The following is a 24,287-nucleotide window of genomic DNA, read 5'->3' as shown; positions in this document are numbered from 1 at the left end:
CCGCTTCCTCACACCGCCTCCCGCAGCCGCTCGGCGAACGTCAGGAGTGCGTCGAACTGCTCGGACAGCCCGGCGGGTCCTCCATCGGGGTCCTTGAAGTAGAAGCCCAGCTCGGGCAGCGGCCCTTCGATACCCGCCTCGTGCGCGCGGGCGACCAGCCGCGCCAGGTCCAGGACGAGCGGCGCCGCGAGCGCCGAGTCGCAGCCCTGCCAGATGGTCTGCAGGATCATCCGCGAACCGAGGAAGCCCTCGAAGGCGATGTGGTCCCACGCGGTCTTCCAGTCACCCAGTGCCGGTACGTCGTCGATGTGGACCTCACCCTGCGGGGAGTGGCCCAGCGTGTCGGCGAGAACGCGTTCCTTGCCCGCGTTCTTCGCGGCCGCCGCGGCCGGGTCGGCCAGCGCTGCTCCGTCCCCGCCGCCCAGCAGGTTGGTGCCCGACCATGCCCGTACGGACAGGGCGCGTTGCACGAACATCGGGGCGAGTACGGAACGGAGCAGCGTCTGGCCCGTCTTGCCGTCGCGGCCCGCGTGGGGAAGACCGCTTGCCGCGGCGGCGTCTGTGAGGGCCGCGGTGCGCAGCCCGGTGGAGGGGGTGAAGTTGACGAAAGGGCAGCCGGCCCGCAGTGCCGCGGCCGCGTACAGGGAACTCGGCGGCAGCCGTACCGCGTCCGCCGCGGGCCGCGGTTCGGTGGAGGAGACATTGACGACGACCACCCGGGCCAAGCCCCCGCGCACCCGGAAGTCGGTCAGGTCCGCGGCGAAGGCGGTGATGAGCTCTTCGTCGCTTCGTGTGTCGCCGGACTGCGGTCCACCGGGGCGTATCTCGCCGTCCGCGGCGGTCAGTTCGCCGCGTACCGCCGCCGCGAGGCCGTGCGGCAGCACGCCGGCCGCCGTCAGTTCCTCGGCCCGCTTGGGCAGTGGACAGTGCGCGGTGTCGTGGCCGCCGAAGACGAGTGAGGACAGGGCGGGCAGGCCGGAGTCGGTGAAGGGAGGCGTTTCGGTCACCATGCCGGTCGGCGCATGCAGTCCGGCGGTGACCGCCGCGCATCCGGCCACCGCTGTGGTGGCGACGGAGCCGCGGGCTCCGACGAACCAGACTCCGGTACTTCCTTGACCGGAGTTCGCGGACTTCGAGGAGTTCGCGAACTTCCCGGACGAAGCGGGCTCAGCGGACACGGGCTGCCTCCCTGCCATTCGGTGTGGTGGAAGACGGCGGGCGGGGGGTACGGCGCCTCCCCGCCCGCCGTCGTCTGACGGGCGCGCCTAGGAGGGCAGCTCCCTGAGTTGGATGTTCCGGAAGGACACCTGGTCGTCGGCCCCGTGGTTCTGGATGCCGATATAGCCGTCCTTCAGGCTGCGTACCGGGTCGGTGTTGGTGAAGTCGTTGATCTTCACGCCGTTGAGGAAGACCTGGAGCCGTTCACCCTGCACCCGGATTTCGTAGCTGTTCCACTGGCCCGGCGGCCGCAGGGCGCTGTCGCGTGCCTTGATGTCGGCGGACTTGAAGCCGTAGACGGCGCCGGTGGTGCGGTCGGCCGCGTCGGTCGCGTCGATCTGCACCTCGTACCCCTTGTTCACCGCCGACCACGGGTCGTCGGAGGCCGGGAAGCCCACGAAGACACCCGAGTTGTCGTCACCCGACAGCTTCCAGTCGAGCTTGACGGAGTACGACGTCAGCTCCTTGGCCTGGTACCAGAGCATGCGCATGCCGCCCTCGGTGCGCAGTTCGCCGTCGACGACGTTGAACTTTCCGGGCCCGGCCTGCTTCCAGCCGTCCAGGGTCTTGCCGTTGAAGATCGGCCGGTATCCCGTCTGCGGCTTGCAGTCGGCCTTGACCTGGCCGGAGGCGTAGCGCAGGCCACCCAGCAGATGCTGGCGGAAGGCCGGCTCGGCGTACGCCTCCTTGGTGTGGCCGCCGCCTGTGTAGAAGGAGCGGCCGCCCTGGTAGGTCTGGCACCAGGCGATCGGGTGGTCGCCCTTCATGGTGCCGCCCTGGTAGGTGGTTTCGTCCAGGGTCGCGAGCACCCGGGCCTTGCCGCGCGGGTTGGTGCGGTAGTTGTACCACTCGTCGGTGCGCTCCCAGGCGTCGTCCAGGTGCGCGGTGGACGGGTGGGTGTGGTCCTCGACCCGCACGGTGGCGGGCTGGATCTGCGGGTGTGAGGCGAAGTACGCGCCGACGAGCCCGCCGTAGAAGGCCCAGTCGTACTCCGTGTCGGCCGCGGCGTGCACGCCCATGAAGCCGCCGCCGGTGGTGACGAAGTTCTCGAACGCCTTCTGCTGGTCGGCGTTCAGGACGTCACCGGTGGTGGACAGGAAAACGACCGCGTCGTAGCGGGCGAGGTTGCTGGTGGTGAACTGCGCGGCCTCCTCGGTGGCGTCGACCGTCATGTTGCTGGTCTTGCCGAGTTCCTTGAGTGCCGCGACGCCGGCCGGGATGGAGTCGTGCCGGAAGCCGGCGGTCTTGGAGAAGACCAGTACGCGCTTGGCGGTCCGGTCCGGTGCGCTGTTGGAGAGTTCGAAGTCGTCCACGTCGTAGAGCGCTCCGTCGCCGCCCTTGAACACCAGGAACAGTTCGGTTGTCTTCCTCGGCACGGCCCGCAACGGTACGTCGACGTCCTGGAAGGTGTCCCAGCCGCCCGTGACCGGCACCGGTGCCGAACCGAGGATCGGGCCGTCCGCAGATCCGGTGCGCACCTCGAGGAAGCCGCCGGCGCCGCCGGATGAGATGCGGGCGGTGAGCTTGGTGGACCCGGTCAGGTTGTAGGGCTTGAAGGAGATCCAGTCGCCGTTGTGGATGTCACCGACCGTCTTGCCGCCGTGGGCACTGGCCTTGTTCTGGAGCGTGACGCCCGAGGAGTTGTTGTAGTGCTCGGCCTGCCGGTGGCGCGGCTGGAGCTGCGCCTGGTCGTGGCTGGTGAGCGCGGCCTGGCCGCCGCCCCCGCCGTCGGTGTACTCGGCGTCGAAGACTCCGAAGATGTTGGCGTTGGGGTCGTGCCCACCGTCGGCCGACGTCTTGATGGTGCCGGTGCAGCCGTTGGCCGAGGTGACCGGGTGGCCGTGGCTGTCATGGCCGAGGATGTAGGTCACCTTCACCTTGGCGCAGTCGATCGTCCCGGCGGCGCCGTCTTCGGGATCGGTGACCGTGACCTTGAAGGGAATCTCGTCGCCGAAGCTGAACAGCGCTCCCTCGGCCGGGAGTTCCAGAGTCACCTTGGGCGCGGTGTTGCCGACGACGACATGGACACTGGCCGAGCCGGTCCGGCCGGTGGGGTCCTTGGCGGTGACGGTCGCCGTGTAGGTGCCGTTCTTCTTGTACGTGTACGTGGGGTTGGCCTCGGTGGACTTGCCGCCGTCGCCGAAGTCCCAGGCGTAGGTCAGGGCGTCTCCGTCACCGTCGGTGGTGCCTGCCGAGGAGAACGCGACCCGCAGCGGGGCCTGACCCGAGGTCTTGTTCGCGGCCGCCTCGGCGACCGGGGAGCGTCCTCCGGTGGCGTTCTCGATGCGGTAGAGGCCGGAGTTCTCGTCGCCGCCGAACCAGGCGGTGCCGTAGTCGAGTACGTACAGCGCGCCGTCGGGGCCGAAGGCCATGTCCATTATCTGGGTCCCGGTCCACGGGACGGGGTTGATGGACTGGACCGCGCCGTCCGCGCCCTGCTCGATCCGCTTGATCCAGCGGCGGCCGAACTCACCCGCGAAGTAGTCTCCGTCGTACGCCTCGGGGAACTTCACCGGGGACGTGGAGGCCGCGTCGTAGCGGTAGACGGGTCCGCCCATCGGGGACTCGGAGCCGGTGCCGAACTCGGGCACGGAACCGCCGTCGTAGGGAATCCAGGCCGGCTGCGCCGGCGGCAGGTCGACCAGGCCGGTGTTGTACGGCGACTCGTTCTTGGGGGCCGCGCAGTCGAAGGTGGCCCCGGACGTCCTGGTCGCGAAGTCGTAGTCGACGTAGGCGTTGTTGTTGCCGGTGCAGAAAGGCCAGCCGAAGTTGCCGGGCTTGGTGATCCTGGCGAACTCGACCTGGCCGCCCGGGCCGCGCTTGGGGTCGGCCGCGCCCGCGTCGGGGCCGTAGTCGCCGACGTAGACGATTCCGGTCTTCTTGTCGACGCTGAACCGGAAGGGGTTGCGGAAGCCCATGGCGTAGATCTCGGGCCGGGTCTTGGCGGTCCCGGGCGCGAAGAGGTTGCCGTCGGGGACGGAGTAGCTCGCGTCGTCGTTGACCTTGATCCGCAGGATCTTGCCGCGCAGGTCGTTGGTGTTGCCCGAGGTGCGGCGGGCGTCGTAGGCGGGGTTGCGGCCCGGCCGGTCGTCGATCGGGGTGTATCCGTCGGAGGCGAAGGGGTTGGAGTCGTCGCCGGTCGACAGATACAGGTTGCCCTGCGCGTCGAAGTCGATGTCGCCGCCGACATGGCAGCAGATGCCGCGGGTCGCCGGGATATCGATGATCTTCTTCTCGCTGGCGTTGTCGAGCGTGCCGTCGGCCTTGAGTACGAAGCGTGAGAGCCGGTTGACGCCGTCGAACTTCGCGAATTCCTCGGCGGTGCCTTCGTTCGGGGCGTCGCCCGCGGGGGTGTTCAGCGGGGGCGCGTAGTACAGGTAGATGAAGCGGTTCTCGCTGAACTTGGGGTCGAGACCGATGCCTTGCAGGCCTTCCTCGTCGTGCGAATAGACGGGGATGGTGCCCACCACACGGGTGTTGCCGGCGCTGTCGGTCATCCGCAGCTCCCCGTTGCGCGAGGTGTGCAGCACGCTGCGGTCGGGCAGTACGGCCAGCGACATCGGTTCCCCGGTCTCCTCACCGCCCTTGGCGAGGGTGACCTGCTGGAACTCCTCGGCGACCGCTGCCGGTTCGGGGTCGGCGGCGAGCGCCGTGTGAGGCGCGGTGAAGGCGAGCGAAGTGGCGGCGAGAAGGCTGCCGGTGAGGAGTGCGAGTGCCTTGCGGACTCTGAGCCTTTTCCTGTGCACGAATGTCCTCCGGTAGTGGCCGGTCGAACGGGCGGGGCTTTTTCTGCCCTCAATCGCCGGGCGGGCTGGGGGTGGAGCGCGTACGTTCCGCGCCCTCGGGGCGGTGCTCGTACGGCACCGCGCACCGGGCTGGTCGCCGTGGGATCCGGAGTGCGCCGTCACACCGGGAACCACCTATGTCCTGTACACCTCATGGACCGTATCCGGGTTCGTCCGGGACGGAAAGCCCTTGTGCAGCAGGGAAGTTCAACTTTTTCCCACTGCAGGACAAAGCCCTCACCGGGCAGGCCGGACCTGCCCGGCGGCGCATCCGCCAGCGGGCTCGGAGCTGGCCCGATGTCCTAGTCGCCGCCTGCGAAGGCCGCGTCGAAGGAGGCCGTGGGCGGATCGAAATCGAATCGCTTCAGATCGGCAAGCGCTTGTGGTGCACCCGACAGGCGGTCCATACCCGCGTCCTCCCACTCCACCGAGATCGGGCCGTCGTAGCCGATCGACCGCAACATCCGGAAGACGTCCTCCCACGGCACGTCGCCATGTCCGGCCGAGACGAAGTCCCAGCCGCGGCGCGGGTCCCCCCACGGGAGGTGGGAGCCGAGCCGGCCATTGCGGCCGTCGAGGCGCGTGCGCGCCTCCTTGCAGTCCACGTGGTAGATCCGGTCCCGGAAGTCGTACAGGAATCCGACCGGGTCCAGGTCCTGCCAGACGAAATGGCTCGGGTCGAAGTTGAGCCCGAAGGCCGGCCGGTGGCCGACCGCCTCCAGCGCGCGCTTGGTGGTCCAGTAGTCGTACGCGATCTCGCTGGGATGCACTTCGTGGGCGAAGCGCACACCCTCCGCGTCGAAGACGTCGAGGATCGGGTTCCAGCGTTCGGCGAAGTCCTCGTATCCGCGCTCGATCATCCGCTCCGGCACCGGCGGGAACATCGCCACCAGATGCCAGATCGACGAACCGGTGAAGCCGATGACGGTGCGCACCCCGAAGGCGGCCGCGGCCCGCGCGGTGTCCTTGATCTCGGCGGCTGCCCGCTGCCGTACGCCTTCGGCCTCGCCGTCGCCCCAGATCCGCGCGGGCAGGATGGCCTGGTGGCGTTCGTCGATGATGCTGTCGCAGACGGCCTGTCCGACCAGATGGTTGGAGATCGCCCAGCATTTGAGGCCGTACTTGTCGAGCAGGGCGTGCCGCCCGTCGAGGTACGCGGGGTCGGCCAGCGCCTTGTCGACCTCGAAGTGGTCGCCCCAGCAGGCGAGTTCGAGGCCGTCGTAGCCGAAGTCGCGGGCCAGCCGGCAGACCTCCTCCAGCGGCAGATCGGCCCACTGACCGGTGAAGAGCGTGAACGGACGTGGCATTCGGACCTCCTAGACCTGTGCCTGTGCGGATGCTGGTGCGGATGCCTGTGCGGACTCCGGTACGAACGCCCGTACAGATGTCGGTACGGGGGTGTAGACGGCACTCTTCGCCGCGCTCTCCTCCACCGCGGCGAGCACCCGCTGCACCTGCAGCCCGTCGGCGAACGAGGGCACCGGGTCGGTGCCCGTGGCGATCGCCACGACCAGGTCACGGGCCTGGTGGGCGAAAGTGTGCTCGTATCCGAGCCCATGGCCGGGCGGCCACCACGCCTGGAGATACGGATGCTCCGACTCGGTGACGAGGATCCGCCGGAAGCCGGAGGAGGCGGCGGGCTCGGTGTGGTCGTGGAAGGACAGCTCGTTGAGCCGCTCCAGGTCGAAGGCGAGCGACCCCAGCTCTCCGTTGATTTCGAGCCGTAGCGCGTTCTTGCGACCCGCCGCCATGCGGGTGGCCTCGAAGGAGGCAAGCGCACCCGACGCGAGCCGCCCGGTGAACAGCGCCGCGTCGTCGACGGTGACCGGCCCCCGCTCGGCGCCGCCCGGCGCGGACAGACCGGCCGACGCCCCGGCCGGCAGCGGACGTTCCCGTACGAATGTCTCCGACAGCGCCGACACCCCGACCAGCGGCTCCCCCGCCAGGTACTGCGCGAGGTCCACGATGTGCGCGCCCAGATCGCCCAGCGCTCCCGAGCCCGCGTGCTCGCGCTTGAGCCGCCAGGTGAGCGGGAACTGCGGGTCGACCAGCCAGTCCTGCAGATAGCTGACACGCACATGCCGCAGGGTGCCGAGCCTGCCCTCGGCGATCAGCCGGCGCGCGTACGCCATCGCGGGCACGCGCCGGTAGTTGAAGCCCACCATCGCCAACTGGCCACGCTGCCTGGCCCGTTCGGCCGCCGCGACCATCGCCTCGGCCTCGGCGACCGAGTTGGCCAGCGGCTTCTCGCACAGGACGTGCTTGCCCGCCTCCAGCGCCGCGATCGCGATTTCCGCATGGCTGTCCCCCGGTGTGCAGATGTCGACGAGCTGCACATCGTCGCGGGTCACGAGGTCGCGCCAGTCGCTCTCCGCCGAGGCCCAGCCGTGTTTGGCGGCCGCGGCCCGCACGGCTGCCTCGTCACGGCCGCCGATCGCGGCGAGGACCGGCCTCAGCGGCAGGTCGAAAACGCGTCCCACGGTGCGCCACCCCTGCGAGTGGGCGGCGCCCATGAACGCGTAACCGACCATGCCGACGCCGAGTGTCGGCGCAGCGGCCTCACTGTCCCTCTGTTCCATACGGGTTCCTCCTCATCGGTTGCTCGGTGGGGGTGGGCACGCCGGTCAGCTGAAGCCCGTGGGCAGGTACTCGTCGACGTTCTCCTTGGTCACGACGGCGGAGTACAGGGTGAGCGAGGCGGGGATCTCCAGCTCGGACATTCCGCTGAGGCCCTTGGACTGTCCCAGCGCGCGGGCGAGGTCGATGGCGGAGGCGGCCATCGTCGGCGGATAGAGGACGGTGGCCTTAAGGACGCTGTTGTCGGCCTTGATGGCGTCCATCGCGGACTTGGCTCCGGCGCCGCCGACCATCAGGAAGTCCTTGCGGCCGGCCTGTGCGATGGCGCGGAGCGCGCCCACGCCCTGGTCGTCGTCGTGGTTCCACAGGGCGTCGAACTGGCTCTGTGCCTGGAGGAGTTGGGCCATCTTCGCCTGGCCGGACTCGACGGTGAAGTCGGCGGCCTGGCGGGCCACCTTCCGGATGTTGGGGTAGTTCTTCAGGGCGTCGTCGAAGCCCTGGGTGCGCTGCTTGGTGAGCTCCAGATTGTCGAGCCCGGCCAGCTCGATGACCTTGGCGTTCGGCTTGTCCTTGAGCTGCTCGCCGATGTAGTTGCCGGCGTTGAGGCCCATCCCGTAGTTGTCGCCGCCGATCCAGCAGCGGTACGCCTGCGGGGAGGCGAAGATCCGGTCCAGGTTGATGACGGGAATGCCCGCCTTCATGGCCTGCAGACCGACCTGGGTCAGCGCCTTTCCGTCGGCCGGCAGGATGACGAGTACGTCGACCTTCTTGTTGATCAGCGTCTGGACCTGGCCGATCTGGGCCGCGGTGTCGTTGGAGCCCTCGGTGATCTCCAGGGTCACCTCGGAGTACTTCTTGGCACGCGACTTGGCGTTGTCGTTGATGGCGTTGAGCCAGCCGTGGTCGGCCTGGGGACCGGCGAAGCCGATGGTGACGGCCTTGCCGGGCTTGTCGTCGGCGGCCGGCGCGTTGTCGGCGGCCTGTTCGGTCTTCTTGGGCTCGTTGCTGGTGCAGGCGGTCAGCAGCGCGCCGGCGGAGACGGCGGCCGTGCCGAAGAGCAGACCTCGGCGGCTGGTGGCTGGGATTTGTGGCATGACGGATCAACCCTTCAGCTGGGCGGTAGAGGGGATTTCGACAGATGGGGGGTGGGCTGGGGAGTGGGTGGGGTGGGGTCAGGCGTCGCCGCCGCGCAACGTGCGGTGCTGGACCAGAACGGCGGCAACGATGATCGCGCCCTTGGCGATCTGCTGGACGGCGCTCTCCAAGTTGTTGAGGGCGAAGATGTTGGTAATGGTCGTGAAGACGAGGACGCCGAGCACCGAACCGGCGATGGTGCCCCGGCCGCCACTGAGCAGGGTGCCGCCGATGATCGCCGCGGCGATGGCGTCCAGTTCGTAGAGATTGCCGTTGGTGTTCTGTCCCGAGCCGGCCAGCACGATCAGCATGAAGGCGGCGATTCCGCAGCACAGTCCGGAGAGCAGATACAGATAGAGCCGCTGGCGCCGTACGTCGATGCCGGCGAGGCGGGCGGCTTCCGCGTTGCCGCCGACCGCGACGGTCCGCCGCCCGAAGGTCGTACGGTTCAGCAGCAGCCAGCCGATGACCGTGACCGCCGCGAAGACCAGCACCAGCGGCGGGATGCCGAGGATGTACGCGTCCCTGATGCCCAGGTCCAGTACGGAGTTCACGGTGACCATCTGGGTCTTGCCGTCCGTGATCTGCAGGGCGAGTCCGCGGGCGGACGCCAGCATGGCCAGCGTCGCGATGAACGGCACCATCCCGCCGTACGCGATGAGCAGTCCGTTCACCAGACCGCAGCCGAGTCCGACGATCACCGCGGTGAAGAGGATGCCCGCGAAGCCGTACTCCTGAGTGGCCACCGTCGTCGCCCATACCGAGGCAAGGGCCACGATCGCGCCGACCGACAGGTCGATGCCGCCGCTGGTGATCACGAAGGTCATGCCGACGGTGACGACGCCGATGATGGATGCCTGGGTGAGGACGAGCTGAAGATTGCTGGTGGCGAGGAATTCATCGGGCTTGGTGATGCCGCCGACCGCGATCAGCACGGCGAGGACGCCGAGCAGCGAGAGATTGCGGACATCGGCGCGCAGTCCGAGCGGGCGACGCCAACCTTCGCCTGCCGGTGCGGACTTGGCGGTGGGTATCGGCGCGTCCTGCTGCGCCGGAGAGGCTGGCTGCGTCATGCCGTCGGGCTCCCTTCCATCACAAGATCGAGTACGCGGTGCTCGTCGAGCTCCCGGGCGTCGGCCGTGTGCACGACGCTGCCCTCGCGGAGCACCAGCACCCGGTCGGCGAGGCCCAGGACTTCGGGCACTTCGCTGGATACGAGAAGTACGGCGAGGCCTTCGTCGGCCAGCCGGCGGATCACGGCGTACAGCTCGGCGCGGGCGCCGACGTCGACGCCGCGGGTGGGCTCGTCGAGGAGCAGCACCCGGCAGCCGCGCAGCAGCCAGCGGGCGAGCACGGCCTTTTGCTGATTGCCGCCGGAGAGGGTACGGATGCGGGCGTCGGGGTTGTCGGGGCGCAGCGAGAGTTCCCTGGTCGCCCGCTGCGCGGCGGCGCGCTCCTGGCGGCGGTCCAGCCAGCCGCTGCGGGAGAAGCGGGAGAGCGAGGAGACGGAGACATTGCGGGTGACGGACTCCAGCATCAGCAGCCCCTGCGCCTTGCGTTCCTCCGGGGCGAGTCCGACTCCGGCGCGGACGGCCGAGCGGACGCTGCCGGGGCGCAGCGGGCTGCCGTCGATGAGGACGCGTCCGGCGCTGGGCTTGCGTGCCCCGTAGATCGTCTCCAGGATCTCGGAGCGTCCGGAGCCGACCAGTCCGGCGAGCCCGACGATCTCGCCGGGGCGCAGTTCCAGGTCTACGGGCGCGAACTCCCCTTCCCTGGCGAGCCCTTCGACCCGCAGCACCGGTTGCCGGTCCACCGCGCGGGCCGGGTCGGGCCGCTCGGGGAAGACGTACTCGACGTTCCGCCCGGTCATCATGGCAACGATGTCGCGCGTGGGAGTGTCCCGCGCGGGCAGGCCGACGGCGACCGCCCGGCCGTCCTTGAGCACGGTCACCCGGTCGCCGATGCGGCGGATCTCTTCGAGCCGGTGGGAGATGTAGACGACGGCGACGCCGTCGGCGGTCAGACCGCCGACGATACGGAAGAGGTTGTCGACCTCGTCGGGGTCCAGGGCGGCGGAGGGCTCGTCCATCACGATGAGGCGCACCTCGTGGGAGAGCGCGCGAGCCATGGAGACGATTTGCTGCTGGGCGGCTGAGAGGTCGCCGACGTGGTGGGCCGGGTCGATCTCCGGGTGTCCGAGTCGCCCCAGGATCAGGGCAGTTGCCGACCGTGCTTCCTTGCCGCGTACGACGAATCCGGCCGAGGTGGGCTCGTGCCCGAGGAAGACGTTCTCGGCGACGGACAGTCCTTCTACCAGGTCGAGCTCCTGGTAAATCGTGGCGATGCCGAGGCGCATAGCGGCGATGGGCGATTTGAGGGAGACCACGTCGCCGCGCCAGGTGATCTCTCCGGTGTCGGGCTGGTGGGCTCCGGCGAGCACCTTGATCAGGGTGGACTTGCCGGCGCCGTTCTGGCCGAGGAGGCAGTGGACCTCGCCGGCCTGGACCTGAAGGTCCACACCGTCGAGGGCGCGGACGCCCGGGAACGACTTGGTGATGCCGGACATGGTGAGCAGGGGTGGTTCTAGATCTGGTGCCGGTTCTGGTGCCATGACGAATCCCCTCGGCGGGTGCGGCCGGTGAGCGGGCAGGGCGCTGTGCTGTTGCGGGTGGTTCCGTTACGCGTGGCGCTGTTGCGGGTGGTTCCGTTACGCGTGGCTCTGTTGCCGGTGGTGCTCACGCCTTGCGGCGCGCCTGGCGTCGTGCGGTCGTCCGGCCCGGGGTCAGGCCGGCGAGAACAGGTGGTCGCTGATGAGCCTGGCCGCGCCGATCACTCCGGCGGTCGGCCCCAACTCGCCCAGCACAATGGGAAGATTGCCCGTCGCCAGCGGCAGCGACTGGCGGTAGACCTGGGTGCGTACGCTCGCCAGCAGCGTGTGGCCGAGGCCGGTCACCCCGCCGCCGATCACCACAAGACCGGGGTTGAAGAAGCTGACCAGTCCGGCGATGACCTGGCCGACGCGGTTGCCGCCCTCGCGGATGAGGTCGAGCGAGGTGGCGTCGCCCGCTGCGGCGGCGGCCGCGACATCCGCGGCCGTGAGCCGTCCCGCCGTCTCCAGCCGGGCGGCGAGTTCCTCCGACCGGCCGGTTCGGGCCGCGTCCTCGGCGTCGCGGGCCAGCGCGGCGCCGCTGAAGTGGGCTTCCAGGCAGCCCTTGTTGCCGCAGGCGCAGGCGCGGCCGTCCGGTTCGACCTGGATATGGCCGATGTCGCCGGCGCTGCCCGTCGTGCCGCGGTAGACCTCGCCGCCGACGACGATGCCGCAGCCGATGCCCGTACCGATCTTGACGCAGAGGAAGTCGCCGACGGAGCGTGCGACGCCCGCGTGCTGCTCCCCCATCGCCATCAGGTTCACATCGTTGTCGACCATGACGGGGCAGCCCAGGTCCTGGCTGAGCGCCTCGCGCACCGGGAAGCCGTCCCAGCCGGGCATGATCGGCGGCGCGACCGGCACGCCCTCGGGGTAGCGGACCGGGCCGGGGACGCCGATGCCGGCGCCGTCGAAGCCTTCGGCGAGTCCGGATGCCCCGAGCTTGGCCGCCATCGACAGCACCTGCTCGAAGACGGCGACCGGGCCCTCGCGTACGTCCATGGGGTGGTTGAGGTGGCCGAGCACTTCCAGCTCGGCGTTGGTGACGGCCACGTCGACCGAGGTGGCGCCGATGTCGACGCCGAGGAAGCGCAGCGCGGGGGCGAGGCGGATGTTATGTGAGCGCCGCCCGCCGCGCGAGGCGGCAAGGCCGTCCGCGACCACCAGCCCGGTCTCGAGGAGCCGGTCGACCTCCACGGCGAGCTTGGAACGGGACAGGTCCACCTGATCGCCCAGCTGGGCACGGGAGTTGGGCCCGCCGTCGCGCAACAGCCTGAGCAGTCGCGCCTGGTGCGCGTTCGCGGGTCGAGCGGTCATGCGTCTCACGTGCCCCTCCCCGCCGTTCCAGGCCTCTCCGTCGTGCTTTCGAGGGGAACGTAGCAGCGCTTTCCCTGAGTGGGAAGAACTTGAGCAGTGTTCCGGTACAACTTTCTCCACACCCGGGACAAAGCTCTGCTCGCCGATGGAGACCGGGGGACACAGACTGAACTCAGGGACACGGCGGGGCTTCGAGAGGGGAATTCGCATGATCCTGGTGACAGGTGCCACGGGGAACGTGGGATCGGCGCTGGTCAAGCAGCTGGCCATGGCGGGCGAGCCGGTCCGCGGGCTGAGCCGCGGCGGGGACGCTTCCCGGCTCCCGCCGGGCGCCGAAGCCGCGGCGGGCGATCTCAACAGCCCCGAGTCTCTGATCCCCGCGCTCACGGGCGTGCGCGCGGGGGAGCCGCGTACGTTCCGGCAGTGGGCGCAGGCCAACGCGGGCGCGTTCGCCTAGGGTCCGGTTTCAGCGAACCGCTGTGTACACCGTCTGCGGAACGGTCCCGGCGGCTTCGGCTCAAGGGACTTCGGCAACTGCGGGGACGTGCCGTGCGCGGTGGATGGGGCCGTCGCCGCCAGTGAGCGGAAGGCAGCCGCCACCGCGGTTGCGCGCGACGATCTCCGCCGCGATGGCGACGGCGGTTTCCTCAGGGGTGCGGGCCCCGAGGTCCAGGCCGATGGGCGAGTGGAGTCCGCCGATCTCGGATTCGGTGAGGCCTGCCTCGCGCAGCCGGCCGAGGCGGTCGTGGTGGGTGCGTCGGGAGCCCATGGCTCCGATGTAGCCGAGCGGCATCCGCAGGGCCCGCTCCAGAAGGGGGATGTCGAACTTGGGGTCGTGTGTGAGTACGCAGATCACGGTGCGGCCGTCCAGCGTGCCGGCGGCGGACTCGCGGTCGAGGTAGAGATGCGGCCAGCCGACCACGACCTCGTCGGCGTACGGGAAGCGCGCCTCGGTGGCGAATACCTCCCGGGCGTCGCAGATCGTCACGCGGTAGCCCAGAAACCCTCCCAGGCGTGAGACGGCGCCGGCGAAGTCGACGGCGCCGAAGATCAGCATCCGGGGCGCGGGCACATGGGACTCGACGAAGAAGGTGACGGTCTGCTGCGTGTGCGGGTCGCACGACCGGCCGTCCGGGGCGAGCTGGAATGTCGCTGTCTTTCCCGCTTCGAGAAGGGCACGGGCCTGCGTCACTGCGGCGTGTTCGAGGTCGGCGCCGTCGGAGAGCGTGCCCACGTGACGGTCGGGATGAACCGCGAGCGCGGCCCCCGGCAGAACGGCCGGCCCCTCGATGACCCGCAGCAGAGCGACGGGCTCGTCCCCGCTGATGGAGTCCAGTGCGGCGTCAAGGCCCGGCTCCGGGCCCGGCGGCACCGGCCGGACGAAGATATCGATGATCCCGCCGCAGGTCAGGGCTGCCGCGAAGGCGTCCTCGTCGCTGTATCCGAAGCGCTGCAGCACCGGTTGTCCGCTGCGCAGGGCTTCGAGACACAGCTCGTACACGGCCGCCTCCACACAACCTCCGGAGACGCTGCCAACGGTCTGGCCGTCCGTGCTCACCGCCATCGCGGCACCGGGCGGGCGAGGGGCGCTGCCCGAGACCGCCACCACGGTGGCCACGGCAAAGCCGCGGCCCGCGGCTCGCCACGCTTGCAATTGCTGGGCAATCTCGCGCATCGGCGAACTCTGACTCTCTGATTCGTTTCTGAGTGATCGTCAAGCGTTCTCGGCCCCGGTCGGGGCCTCGACCCCGACCGCCTTTTCGAGCACGTCGAGCACGGTGTCACGGAGCAGCTCCACCTTGTAGCGGGTCTGCGGCAGGGGTGAGCAGCGTTCGGTGGCCGCGGTCGCCGCGGTGAAGAGAATCTCGGGGGTCGGCTCACGCCCGAGCAGGGCGTCCTCGACTTCCGGCAGCCGCAGGGGGGTGTGGGCGATGCCGCCGGCGGCGACCCCGGCGGCGGTGACGATGCCGTCGGAGACTCTCACGCGGGCCACCGCCTCGACGAGCGGCCATTCCGCCCCGGCGCGGCTGATGGCCCGGTTGTAGGCGGCCCGTTCGCCGGGGAGCGGAGCCGGAAGGGTGACGGCGGTGAGGATCTGCTGCGGGGCGAGCAGATGGTCGCGGGTCGGGTCGGATCCGTCGCCGTACAGGTCAGCTACGTTCAAGGTCCCGAGTTCATGTACGTCGATCCGGGCGTCATAACTGAGCAGGGCGATCGCGATCGACGAGGGGTGCGGAGCGATGCAGGGCCCCTGGTCGATCACCGCTGCGTGCAGGTGGATCCCGGTACGTGCGGGACAGCCCTCGCCTCCGTCGCGGTAGCAACTGAAGTGGGGATTGCGGTAGTACCAGCAGCGGTTGTGCTGGAGAAGGTTGCCGCCCAGGGTGCCCGCGGTACGGATCTGTGGCGTGGCCAGGGCACCCGCCGTCCGGGTCAGGGCCGGGTAGTCCGCCTGCAGACCGGCGTCGTCGGACAGCTCGGCCACACCGGTCAACGCCCCTATCCGCGTGGTCCCGTCGGCTTGGCGGGTGATGCCGTGCAAGGCGGGGAGCAGGGGAATCTGGACCGCGGCACTGCGAGTGACTCCCCCGCGCCGGCGGGCGGTTGTGTCGGTGCCGCCGGCGCGCAGTTCCGCGCCGCTGTCGAGAACGACGGCCGCGGCCTCGTCGAGGGTGAGGGGCTGGTTCACGCGCGCAGTCCTTCCAGGAGCCGGTCCGGGCGGATCGGCAGGTGATGAGGGCGCCACCCGGTGGCGGCGTGGACGGCGTTGCCGACGGACGCGGCCACCGGCAATGTGCAGACTTCTCCCAGCCCGACGCCGCCGCCGTCGACGTGATCGAAGCCCTCCTCGTGGAAGTGGATGTCGATCTCGGGAATGTCGCCGATCCCGGGGATGCGGTAGTCCTCGAGGTTGTCGCTCAGGACCACACCGGTCAGCGGGTCGGTGACGCGCTCCTCGTACAGGGCGTATCCGATGCCCTGGATGACGCCCCCCTGGCACTGGCCGAGGGCGAGAGCCGGCGAGTAGAGGCGTCCGGCGGCGATCCCGCCCCAGACGCGCGTGACGCGTGTGTGGCCGAGGCGGGTGTCGACCTCGACCTCGGTGACATGGACTGCGCCGGTGAAGCCTCTGCCGATGATCACGCCGCCGACCCGTACGGGAGCGGCGTACCCAAGGCGGTCCCGTCGGCGTTTGCCGACCACCCGAAGGCCCTCGGCGTCGGCGAGGAGCTTTTCCACCGCGCCGCCGGTGCCCTGCCCCGGAGCCTTGGCGGCCAGCGCGGAGCGCAGGCGAGCGGCGGCGTCGCGGGCGGCGGGCGCGATCGAGGTGGTGGTCCGGCTGCCGCCCGAGGTGGGTCCGTGGACGGTTCCCGTACGGCCGATGTCGACGCGCACCCGGTCCGGAGCCAGGCCCAACTCGGCGGCGATCACGTCGGCGATGACGGACCGGGCGCCCTGGCCCATGTCCTGGGTGGCGGAGCGCGCCACCACGATGCCCTCTTCGACGGTGAGCTCGACCTGCGTACTGGGGTCCAGGAAGTACATCCAGTTGGCGGCGGCGACGCCCACACCGCGCCGGAAGCGGCCGGTCTGGGAACCGACGGCGGGCCGCTGCGTCCAGAGCGGCAGAGCCGCTGCCACGTCGTACAGTGCTCGCCGCTTGGAGTTGCCGTCCCAGCGGCGGCGCAGCGCGATGGGGTCTTCCCCCCGCCGGTGGGCCGTTTCGTCGACGGTCTGCTCCAGCGCCCAGGCCAGGGGTGGTCCGCCGGGTCCGCGGAAGGGTGTGGCAGGAGGCCGGTGGGTGACGATGTCGAAGTCCCGCAGCCGGCGTGGAGCGTTCCCGTAGATGAACCGTGCCAGCGAGGCCACGCCCGACCCGACGGACACGCCACCGTCTCCGTGCACATCGAGGGTCAGCGCGGCCAGATTCCCGTTGTCGTCGGTGAGCATGGCGATGTCGGCCCGGGTACCGGGACGATGGCCGCCGTCGGTGAATTCCTCTGCCCGGTTGAGGACGACCCGCACCGGGGCCGCATGCACCCTGGCCAGTTCCGCCGCGGCAACGACGTCGCTGGTCAAGCTGAGTTTCGAACCGAATCCGCCTCCGACGTGCACCGCGGAGGCATGCACCTGCTCGGGCCGCAGACGAAATCGCTCGGCGGCGCGCTCGGCAACCTCGGCGAGAGCCTGGGTGGACACCCAGAGATGAAGGTCGCCGCCGCTGTCCCACGAAGCCAGGCACGCGTGCGGCTCCAGCGGTGTGTGCACCTGTGGTTCGGCCGTGAAAGTGGCCTCGACCAGACGCCGGCTCTCCCCTTGCGCGCGGGCCTGCTCGATCCGCTTGAGGGCCAGACCGCCGTGCCAGTTCATCCGCACCGGTCCTCGTACGTTCCCGTTCCACTTGGCGGGTATCAAAAGCCCCTCGGCGGAGGCGGGTGCCTGCTTCCGCTCCTCCTTGGTGGGATAGACCACGGGACTGTCCGGGAGCTCGGCCAGGCCAGGATCGACGGTGGCCGGCAGCACCTCGTACTCCACCCGGACGCGCTCGGCGGCAGCCTCGGCCGCGGCGAGGGTCTCGGCCGCGACGGCGGCAATCGGCTGGCCGACGTATCGGACCGTACGGTCCCCGGGCAGCAGGTCGACCAACTTGTCGTCACCCGTCACGGACCTGACGCGGGCATGCGCGTGCCTGGAACGGACGATGACGCCGTCGAGCAGACCGGCCGGGTGGACGTCTGTCGTGTAGAGGGCCTGGCCGGTGATCTTCTGCATCGCCTCCACCCGCGGAGGCGGAGCGTCATCCGTGTCGTGTGCGCCCGCGCACGCCGCGGCGACCGCCGCGTAGATCCCCTCATACGCACCGCAGCGACACAGGTGTCCCGCCAGAGCGGCGGCGATATCGGCCCGCGAAGGCGTGGTGTCGCCGTGCTCGGCCCGCCACCGGTCCACGAAACTCGAGGCCTCCATGACGAACCCGGGCGTGCAGTAGCCGCACTGCAGCGCGTCATGGGCAGCGAACGCGCGCTGCACCGGGTGCTTGCCCCGCAGACCCTCCACAGTCGTGACGGAGGTGCCCTCCAGAGCTGCCGCCGGGGTCAGGCAGGCCACCTTGGGGACACCGTCGACGTGGACCGTGCACGCCCCGCACACACCTGCCCCGCAGACCAGTTTCGTGCCCGTCAGGCCCAACGTCTCACGCAGGAACTGGACCGCGGTGGCGTCCGGTTCACTCCCGACCTGACGCGCGGATCCATTGACTGTTACATCCATTTGCGAAAGTCCTTGGAAGAGGAGAAGTCGGGTACCTGCCGCTTGTCGCTGCCGCACAGCCCGCTTGCCGCAGTCGAGGCAACCCTGCTGGATCAAGAGCGCAACGGGATGAGTAAAAACTGCTCATTTCCGGTTCCGGCACGCGGCGCCCATCAGCCTCGAGTGCCACCTGCTCTTGAGTGTCAGTTTGCTGCCGCAGAGGGTTTCCGGCGAGGGCGAAGGGCCGACTGAGCGGTTCCGGCGCCCGGCCCGCCGTGCACAAGGCAAGCAGCCTTGTTGCACAACCTGACGTTTCGTGCATAAAGTGTCAGCATGACGATCGCGGGGGCGCCGCATTGGACGCCGGGTTGCGCGTTCGAGTTCGATGCCCCCGCCGTTTTCCAGCTCACCACAATGGAGCCATGAACTCCCGACTCGACCAGGTGCTCGACGCGGCGTACGTGACGTTCACCAAGCACGGCGTGCGCCGCACCACCATGGAAGACATCGCACGGGCGGCCGGCATGTCCCGTGCCGCCGTCTACCAGTACGTACGCAACAAGGACGACGCGTTCCTGCGGCTTGCCGAGCGCCTGCACGGCCAGGCGTTGGCCCAGGCCAGAGAGGCCGCGGTCGCCGAGGTCACGGCACAGGATCGCGTCCGCGGGATCCTCGGCGCCAAGCTCGACCTCTTCCAGAAAGTCGTCGAGGACTCACCGCACGCCTCCGAGCTGATCGACACCACCGACCGGCTCTGCGGGCCCACCGTTCAGCAGTTCACCAAGGATCTGCACGACCTGCTCGCCGAAGCCTTCGCCGCGGCCGGCACCACGACCGTGACCCCGGCGCAGGCCGCCGACATCGCCATCGCCCTTGTTCTGGGCCTGGAGTTGACGCCCGACGGCGCGGCCCTGCTGCGCCCCGCCACCGAAGCCCTCATCGTCGGACTCACCGGGAGAGACACCCCATGAACGCCCTGCCCCGGCCGCTCGCACCTGAGGCGCCATCCCATGCCGACGCAGAGCATCGCGGACCTTGAGGGGTGCTGTGAGAGTCCCCGGTTTTGCGGATGTGTTTGTTGGCCGCGGCGAACAGTTGGAGTTGTTCACCAAGGGGCTGACGGATCGACGGTGCCAAGGATTTGTCGTGTCCGGTTCGCCGGGCGTGGGCAAGTCGCGGCTGGCCGAGGAGTGCCTGGCGCGGGCGGCGGGCATGGGGTTCCGGGTTGCGCGGGCGACCGCGAGCGCGGCGGCCGGGACGGTTCCGTTGGGCGCGATCGCTCATCTGGTGCCTGCAGGGGCGGACTTGTCGGATCCCGTGACGGGCTTCGCCACAGTGGCACGGCGGTTGGCCGGTCGGGACGGGCGTGCGCTCGTACTGCTCATTGATGACATACACCTGCTGGATGCCGTCTCGGCGGTACTGCTGCGGCAGTTGATGGATGCGGGTGTGGTGCGGCTTCTCGGGACGATCTGCTCCGGTGCGCCGGTGGGGGACGCGGTGGAGGCGGTGTGCCACGGCGACACGATGTGGCGGGTGGAACTGGCGGAGTTGGACCGTGGCGACGTCGAGGAGCTGTTGCAGGCGGTGCTGGGCGCGCCTGTGGCGCAAGGGATGCTGTGGGAGTTGCACGCGGCCTGCCGTGGCAATGTGCTGTATCTGCGGGAGTTGGTCACCGGGGCGCTGGACCGGGGCGCTTTGGTCAGTGACGGGGAGATCTGGGAACTGGCTGCGGGTCCGGTGCGCGGGACGACCCGGCTCGTGGAGCTGATCAGTGCGCGGCTGGCGGCAGCCGGTGCCGAGGCCCGTCCACTGCTTGAGTTGCTGGCACTGTGTGAGCCGCTGTCCCTGACCGACGCGGAGCAGTTCGCTTCACCGGAGGCGGTGACCGGGCTGGAGTACGCCGGACTGGTGCGTGTGCGACAGGAGGGACGGCGCACCTCGGTCGCGCTGGCGCATCCGTTGTACGGCGAGGTACTGCGGGCCGGCCTGCCGGTGACGCGCCGGCGGGCGCTGCTGTTGCGGCAGGCCGCAAGGGTCGAAGTACGAGGCATGAGGCGTCGCACTGACGCGCTGCACGTCGCGTCCTGGCGTTTTGCGGCTACCGGCACGGCGGATCCGGCGGCGCTGACCGAGGCGGCGGCGCTGGCCCGGTACGCCCACGACTACGGGCAGGCCCGCGCATTGCTGCAGGCCCTGCCCGAAAAGCACCACACCACCGCCACCCGCCTGATGCTGGGCGAGACGCTCTTCGAGCTGGGCGAACCGCAGCAGGCCGAGAGAGTGCTGGCCAAGGCCGTCGCGGGCGCCGAGAGCGAGCAGGACGAGCTGGCCGTCACGATGGCACGCACCTGCAATCTGTTCTGGGGGGCCGCGGAGGCCGACGAGGCGCTGGCGGTCAACGAGGCCGCCCGCGCCCGGGTCACGAGTGCTGACGCCCTGCGGATGCTGCGGTACTGCGAGGGGTCCATGCGGATCGCCTCCGGCGAGGCGGTCCGCGGGCTGGAACTGCTGGAGGACATGGAAGAAGACATCAACGACGCTCCCTACCCGGTGGCCTGGCTCACCGGCGCCCTGATGAAGCCACTCGGGCTGGAACTGGTCGGCCGCACCGGCGACGCGGTGGCCTGGGCCGAACGCGCCTACGCCGCCCATGCCACAGTCGACCAACACACCCTCTATCCCCACCCGGCAGTCCAGCTGATCTCGGTGAACCACGCTCTGAGCAGCCACGGACGGCTGGCCGAAGCCCGCGAGGTGGGCCGGCGCGGCTACGCCGAACTCGCCCGGGTCAGCTCCACTCCCGTCCCCCAGATCTGGCTGGCCTTCAGCCTTGGCCGCACCGAGTGGCTGGCCGGGCATCCGGCCAGTGCCCGCCGCTGGTACGCCGAGGCCGCCGCCCTGGCCCGCGCGTACCACCACATCAGGCCCCTGGGCCCGGCGCTGAGCGGCCTGGCCGCATGCGCAGCGGTACTCGGCGACCTCGAGGCGGCCGAACTGGCCTGCGCCGAAGCCCGTAACTACCTGTGGCCGGACGTTTTCGCGGCCGAGGAGTATCTGGGACGAGCCTGGCTGCATGCCGCCCGGGGCCACGTGGCCCAGGCCCGTACGGTCCTCACCGACGCCGCCCGGTGCGCCCGCACCGCAGGCCTGGTCAGCCCCGAGGCCCTGCTGCTCACCGACATCGCCCGTCTTGGCGGCGCCAAGAAGGTGGCCGGGCGGCTGGCCGAACTCGCCCGCCGGAGCGACGGCGTACTGACCGGCACCGGGGCCCGACTGGCCGCAGCCCTGGCCGCCGACGCCCCCGACCAACTCCTCGACGTCGCCACGGCGTTCGAGCGGGCCGGCGCCGACCTGCTGGCCGCCGAAGCCGCTGCCGCGGCCGCCGCCGCCTGGCAGCGCGCCGGTCAGGCCCGTCGCGCCACCGCCGCCACCAGCCTGGCCACCGCCATCGCCGGCCGCTGCGAGGACGCCCGTACGGCCCTGCTGACCGCCGCCGCCCCCGGCGCCCCGCTGACCGACCGGGAACGCGAAGTCGCCCTGCTCGCCGCCAACGGCACCCGCAGCAAGGACATCGCCGACGTGCTGCACCTGTCGGTGCGCACCGTCAACAACCACCTCCAGCACGCCTACGCCAAACTCGGCGTCACCACGCGCCGCGAACTGGCCACCGTCCTGGAACGATCCGAACCACATCACGCACCCGCGCCCCGCCCCGCCGGACACGACATCGGCGACGGCGCGCCGGCCGCCTCACCGCCACCAGCCGCCGGATTCGCAGGCCGAACCCTCAGGCCCGGAGGCCCCCGGCCACCGCGACGACCCGTTGCCGGCTCTCCGAAGTGAACGTCCCTGTGCCGGGGCCGAGTTCCGCCACGAGCGGATCGCCGCAACCAGGTTCTGGTTCATCTCGTACGAAGGCGACGAAGGCGAATACGCGCCACGGTGGCGCGCGACGGCAGCCGTTGCGGGCGACCCGTACTACTCCTCGCGCTGGTGGTAGGTCTTGCGGGTGTGCTCCGTGTGCGCCCGCATGACTTCCGTCGCCCGCCGCTCGTCGCGGGCCGAGATCGCCGCGATCAGCTCCCGGTGCTCGATCCAGGACTGGCGGCCGCGCTGTCGTGCGACGGGCGTGTAGTACCAGCGGACCCGGCGGTCCACCTGTGCCGCCAGCTCGGCGAGGACAAGGTTCCCGGCGAGCTCCATCACCTTGGCGTGGAAGGCGGCGTTGGTGACCACCGCCAGGTCGACGTCGTCGTCCGCGACGGCCCCTTCGCCCTGTACGCACAGCTCTTCGAGCGCGGCGATGCCCGCGGAGCCGGAGTTCGCCGCGGCGAGCCGGGCGGCCTCGGCCTCGAGCAGCGTACGGACCGAGAGCAGCTGGTCCGCCTCCGCCTCGGTCGGTTCATGGACGAACGCACCCTGCGCCGGGCGCAGATCGACCCATCCCTCGGTGTTCAGCCGCTGCAGCGCCTCTCGAACGGGCTGGCGGGACACCCCGAGATGGCCGGCGAGTTCGCTCTCGACCAGGTGCTGGCCCGGGCGGAGTGCGCGGGTCGTGATCAGTTCGAGCAGCGCCTCGTAGACCCGCTCACGCAGCGGACCGGGGCGTTCCAGCTTGGGCACGGTTCCCTGCGGCAGTCCTGCGGACAACATCACAGTCCCCTTCCTGGCCGGCGACGGCGAGCGACAATTGGCTATCGTCTACAGTCTACCGAGCGCAATCGCTTCCATGCCGAGATCCACGTCACCCCGGGCCGGAAACGAGCAGCTCCTCCAGCCGGTCGAGGAAGACCCGCTGCCCCGTCACCAGCTTCCCCCTGGCCTCCGCCACGGACATCCACTCGGCCCGGTCGATCTCGGGGAACTCCTGCATCCGGCCCGAGCCCCTCGGCCACTCCATGACGAAAGTGCCCGGTTCCACCAGGTCGGTGTCGAGGACGCCTTCGAGTGCCCAGACGGTGACGATCTTGCCGCCGCTCTGCCGTGCCTCACCTAGCGACAGCCACTCCCCGTCGGGCGGCGGGACGCCGAGCTCCTCCACGAACTCCCGCCGGGCGGCGGCCATCGGCTCCTCTTCAGGGGTGTACTCACCCTTCGGCACGGACCAGGCCCCCTCGTCGCGGGACTGCCAGAACGGCCCTCCCATATGACCGACGAGCACCTCGGTGTCCGTACCCCGCCTGCGGAACAGCAACAGGCCCGCGCTGCGCTTGGCTGCCATGCGGTTCAGTCTGCCCCGGGGGCGGCGGCGCCGGCCTCAGGGGCAGCGGACGACCTGGCCCGCGTACGAGAGATTGCCGCCGAAGCCGAAGAGCAGCACCGGATCGCCGGACTCGATCTCGCCGCGCTCGACCAGCTTGGAGAGCGCCATCGGGATCGAGGCGGCCGAGGTGTTGCCGGAATGCACCACATCGCGGGCGATCACGGCGTTCACCGCGCCGATCTTCTGGGCGACGGGCTCGATGATGCGCAGATTCGCCTGGTGCAGGACGACCGCGGCGAGCTCCTCGGGGGTGACGCCCGCGCGCTCGCAGACCTTGCGGGCGATGGGCGGCAGCTGGGTGGTAGCCCAGCGGTAGACGGACTGGCCCTCCTGCGCGAAGCGGGGCGGGGTGCCTTCGATCCGTACGGCGTGGCCCATCTCCGGGACCGAGCCCCAAAGGACGGGGCCGATCTCTCCGTCCGAGCCGGTGCCGGTCGCCTCGATGACCGCGGCGCCCGCGCCGTCGCCGACCAGCACACAGGTGGTGCGGTCGGTCCAGTCGGCGACCTCGGCCATCTTGTCGGCGCCGATGACCAGGGCGCGGGCGGCGGCTCCGGCCCGCACGGCGTGGTCGGCCGTGGCGAGCGCGTGTGTGAAGCCCGCGCATACGACATTGAGGTCCATGACGGCGGGCGAGCTCATGCCGAGCCGGGCCGCGACGCGCGCCGCCGTGTTGGGCGAGCGGTCGATCGCGGTGGAGGTGGCGACCAGGACGAGATCGATGTCGTCGGGCGCGAGTCCGGCGGAGGCGAGCGCCTTCGCGGCGGCGTGCGCGGCCAGCTCGTCGACCGGCTCGTCGGGTCCGGCCACATGCCGGGTCTCGATCCCGACGCGGCTGCGGATCCACTCGTCGCTGGTGTCGACCATGGCGGCCAGGTCGTCATTGGTGAGCACCTTGGCGGGCTGGTAGTGCCCGAGCGCGACGATGCGTGAGCCGGTCATTTGCGGTTCCCCCTCGATAAGACAGTGGAATTTCCCAGTCTTGGCTGCTACCACCCGGTACGACGGCATGTGATCCCACAGGTTCGGGGACCGGACTTTGGAGCTTTCCCGAAGGATGCGCCGACTCTTGACCGCCTCGAAGGCATACTGT

The 24,287-nt window shown here is 70.2% G+C and carries 17 protein-coding genes; 3 read left to right on the top strand and 14 right to left on the bottom strand.

All coding sequences use genetic code 11. The features are described from left to right. Positions 1–8: 8 nt before the first annotated feature. The 8 genes from J7E87_RS23195 to J7E87_RS23160 all read right to left on the bottom strand — a co-directional run bounded on the left by J7E87_RS23195 (position 9) and on the right by J7E87_RS23160 (position 12,678). Positions 9–1,178 carry an inositol-3-phosphate synthase gene (locus J7E87_RS23195; RefSeq protein ID WP_308313039.1) on the bottom strand — a complete coding sequence of 390 codons (1,170 nt, stop codon included), beginning with the start codon at positions 1,176–1,178 and terminating at the stop codon, positions 9–11. Between the two features lie 87 nt (positions 1,179–1,265). Next, the gene (locus J7E87_RS23190; RefSeq protein WP_215096427.1) at positions 1,266–4,964 is read right to left on the bottom strand and encodes a ThuA domain-containing protein; all 3,699 of its coding nucleotides are present in this window, start codon (positions 4,962–4,964) and stop codon (positions 1,266–1,268) included. 341 nt (positions 4,965–5,305) lie between these two features. Beyond that, positions 5,306–6,310 carry a sugar phosphate isomerase/epimerase gene (locus J7E87_RS23185; RefSeq protein ID WP_215096426.1) on the bottom strand — a complete coding sequence of 335 codons (1,005 nt, stop codon included), beginning with the start codon at positions 6,308–6,310 and terminating at the stop codon, positions 5,306–5,308. A 9-nt stretch (positions 6,311–6,319) separates the two neighbouring features. After that, a complete protein-coding gene (locus J7E87_RS23180) occupies positions 6,320–7,582 on the bottom strand; it encodes a Gfo/Idh/MocA family protein (RefSeq protein ID WP_215096425.1) in 1,263 nt (420 codons plus the stop codon). Between the two features lie 45 nt (positions 7,583–7,627). Beyond that, the gene (locus tag J7E87_RS23175; RefSeq protein ID WP_215096424.1) at positions 7,628–8,674 is read right to left on the bottom strand and encodes a substrate-binding domain-containing protein; all 1,047 of its coding nucleotides are present in this window, start codon (positions 8,672–8,674) and stop codon (positions 7,628–7,630) included. Positions 8,675–8,752: 78 nt separating this feature from the next. Continuing rightward, a complete protein-coding gene (locus J7E87_RS23170; RefSeq protein WP_215096423.1) occupies positions 8,753–9,787 on the bottom strand; it encodes an ABC transporter permease in 1,035 nt (344 codons plus the stop codon). Next, on the bottom strand, positions 9,784–11,325 hold the full coding sequence (locus tag J7E87_RS23165; RefSeq protein ID WP_215096422.1) for a sugar ABC transporter ATP-binding protein: 1,542 nt from the start codon (positions 11,323–11,325) through the stop codon (positions 9,784–9,786). Before J7E87_RS23165 ends, J7E87_RS23170 begins: the two co-directional genes overlap by 4 nt. Before the next feature lie 171 nt (positions 11,326–11,496). Continuing rightward, entirely contained in the window at positions 11,497–12,678 is a 1,182-nt protein-coding gene (locus J7E87_RS23160; RefSeq protein WP_215096421.1) for an ROK family transcriptional regulator, read from the bottom strand. 208 nt (positions 12,679–12,886) lie between these two features. Between J7E87_RS23160 and J7E87_RS23155 the strand changes: the two genes are divergently transcribed. After that, the gene (locus J7E87_RS23155) at positions 12,887–13,135 is read left to right on the top strand and encodes an SDR family oxidoreductase (RefSeq protein ID WP_215096420.1); all 249 of its coding nucleotides are present in this window, start codon (positions 12,887–12,889) and stop codon (positions 13,133–13,135) included. Positions 13,136–13,195: 60 nt separating this feature from the next. On the opposite strand, the gene J7E87_RS23150 is transcribed toward J7E87_RS23155, so the two are convergent. The 3 genes from J7E87_RS23150 to J7E87_RS23140 are packed head-to-tail and all read right to left on the bottom strand — an operon-like array spanning position 13,196 to position 17,949. Next, on the bottom strand, positions 13,196–14,353 hold the full coding sequence (locus J7E87_RS23150; protein ID WP_215096419.1) for an XdhC family protein: 1,158 nt from the start codon (positions 14,351–14,353) through the stop codon (positions 13,196–13,198). 39 nt (positions 14,354–14,392) lie between these two features. Continuing rightward, a complete protein-coding gene (locus J7E87_RS23145; RefSeq protein ID WP_215096418.1) occupies positions 14,393–15,367 on the bottom strand; it encodes a xanthine dehydrogenase family protein subunit M in 975 nt (324 codons plus the stop codon). After that, a complete protein-coding gene (locus tag J7E87_RS23140) occupies positions 15,364–17,949 on the bottom strand; it encodes a molybdopterin-dependent oxidoreductase (RefSeq protein WP_215096417.1) in 2,586 nt (861 codons plus the stop codon). Before J7E87_RS23140 ends, J7E87_RS23145 begins: the two co-directional genes overlap by 4 nt. A gap of 401 nt (positions 17,950–18,350) precedes the next feature. Here J7E87_RS23140 and J7E87_RS23135 point away from each other — a divergent pair, with 401 nt between their 5' ends. Together J7E87_RS23135 and J7E87_RS23130 are read left to right on the top strand one after the other, a co-directional pair. Further along, a complete protein-coding gene (locus J7E87_RS23135) occupies positions 18,351–18,899 on the top strand; it encodes a TetR/AcrR family transcriptional regulator (RefSeq protein WP_215096416.1) in 549 nt (182 codons plus the stop codon). A gap of 76 nt (positions 18,900–18,975) precedes the next feature. Beyond that, complete coding sequence (locus J7E87_RS23130; RefSeq protein ID WP_374195215.1) at positions 18,976–21,774, top strand: LuxR C-terminal-related transcriptional regulator; 2,799 nt, start codon at positions 18,976–18,978, stop codon at positions 21,772–21,774. Positions 21,775–21,909: 135 nt separating this feature from the next. On the opposite strand, the gene J7E87_RS23125 is transcribed toward J7E87_RS23130, so the two are convergent. The 3 genes from J7E87_RS23125 to J7E87_RS23115 all read right to left on the bottom strand — a co-directional run bounded on the left by J7E87_RS23125 (position 21,910) and on the right by J7E87_RS23115 (position 24,136). After that, positions 21,910–22,584, bottom strand: coding sequence for a GntR family transcriptional regulator (locus tag J7E87_RS23125; protein ID WP_215096414.1), 675 nt, complete (start codon positions 22,582–22,584; stop codon positions 21,910–21,912). A gap of 91 nt (positions 22,585–22,675) precedes the next feature. Beyond that, positions 22,676–23,152: an NUDIX domain-containing protein gene (locus tag J7E87_RS23120; protein WP_215096413.1), complete on the bottom strand. Its 477-nt coding sequence runs from the start codon at positions 23,150–23,152 to the stop codon at positions 22,676–22,678. A 36-nt stretch (positions 23,153–23,188) separates the two neighbouring features. After that, entirely contained in the window at positions 23,189–24,136 is a 948-nt protein-coding gene (locus J7E87_RS23115; RefSeq protein WP_215096412.1) for a beta-ketoacyl-ACP synthase III, read from the bottom strand. Positions 24,137–24,287 lie beyond the last annotated feature (151 nt).

Origin of the sequence: Streptomyces sp. ISL-1 (assembly GCF_018614585.1) — a bacterium.
GTDB classification, from domain to species: Bacteria; Actinomycetota; Actinomycetes; order Streptomycetales; family Streptomycetaceae; genus Streptomyces; species Streptomyces maoxianensis.
The sequence above is the reverse complement of the archived record's forward strand: the minus strand, read 5'-3'. Positions and strand labels throughout refer to the sequence as shown.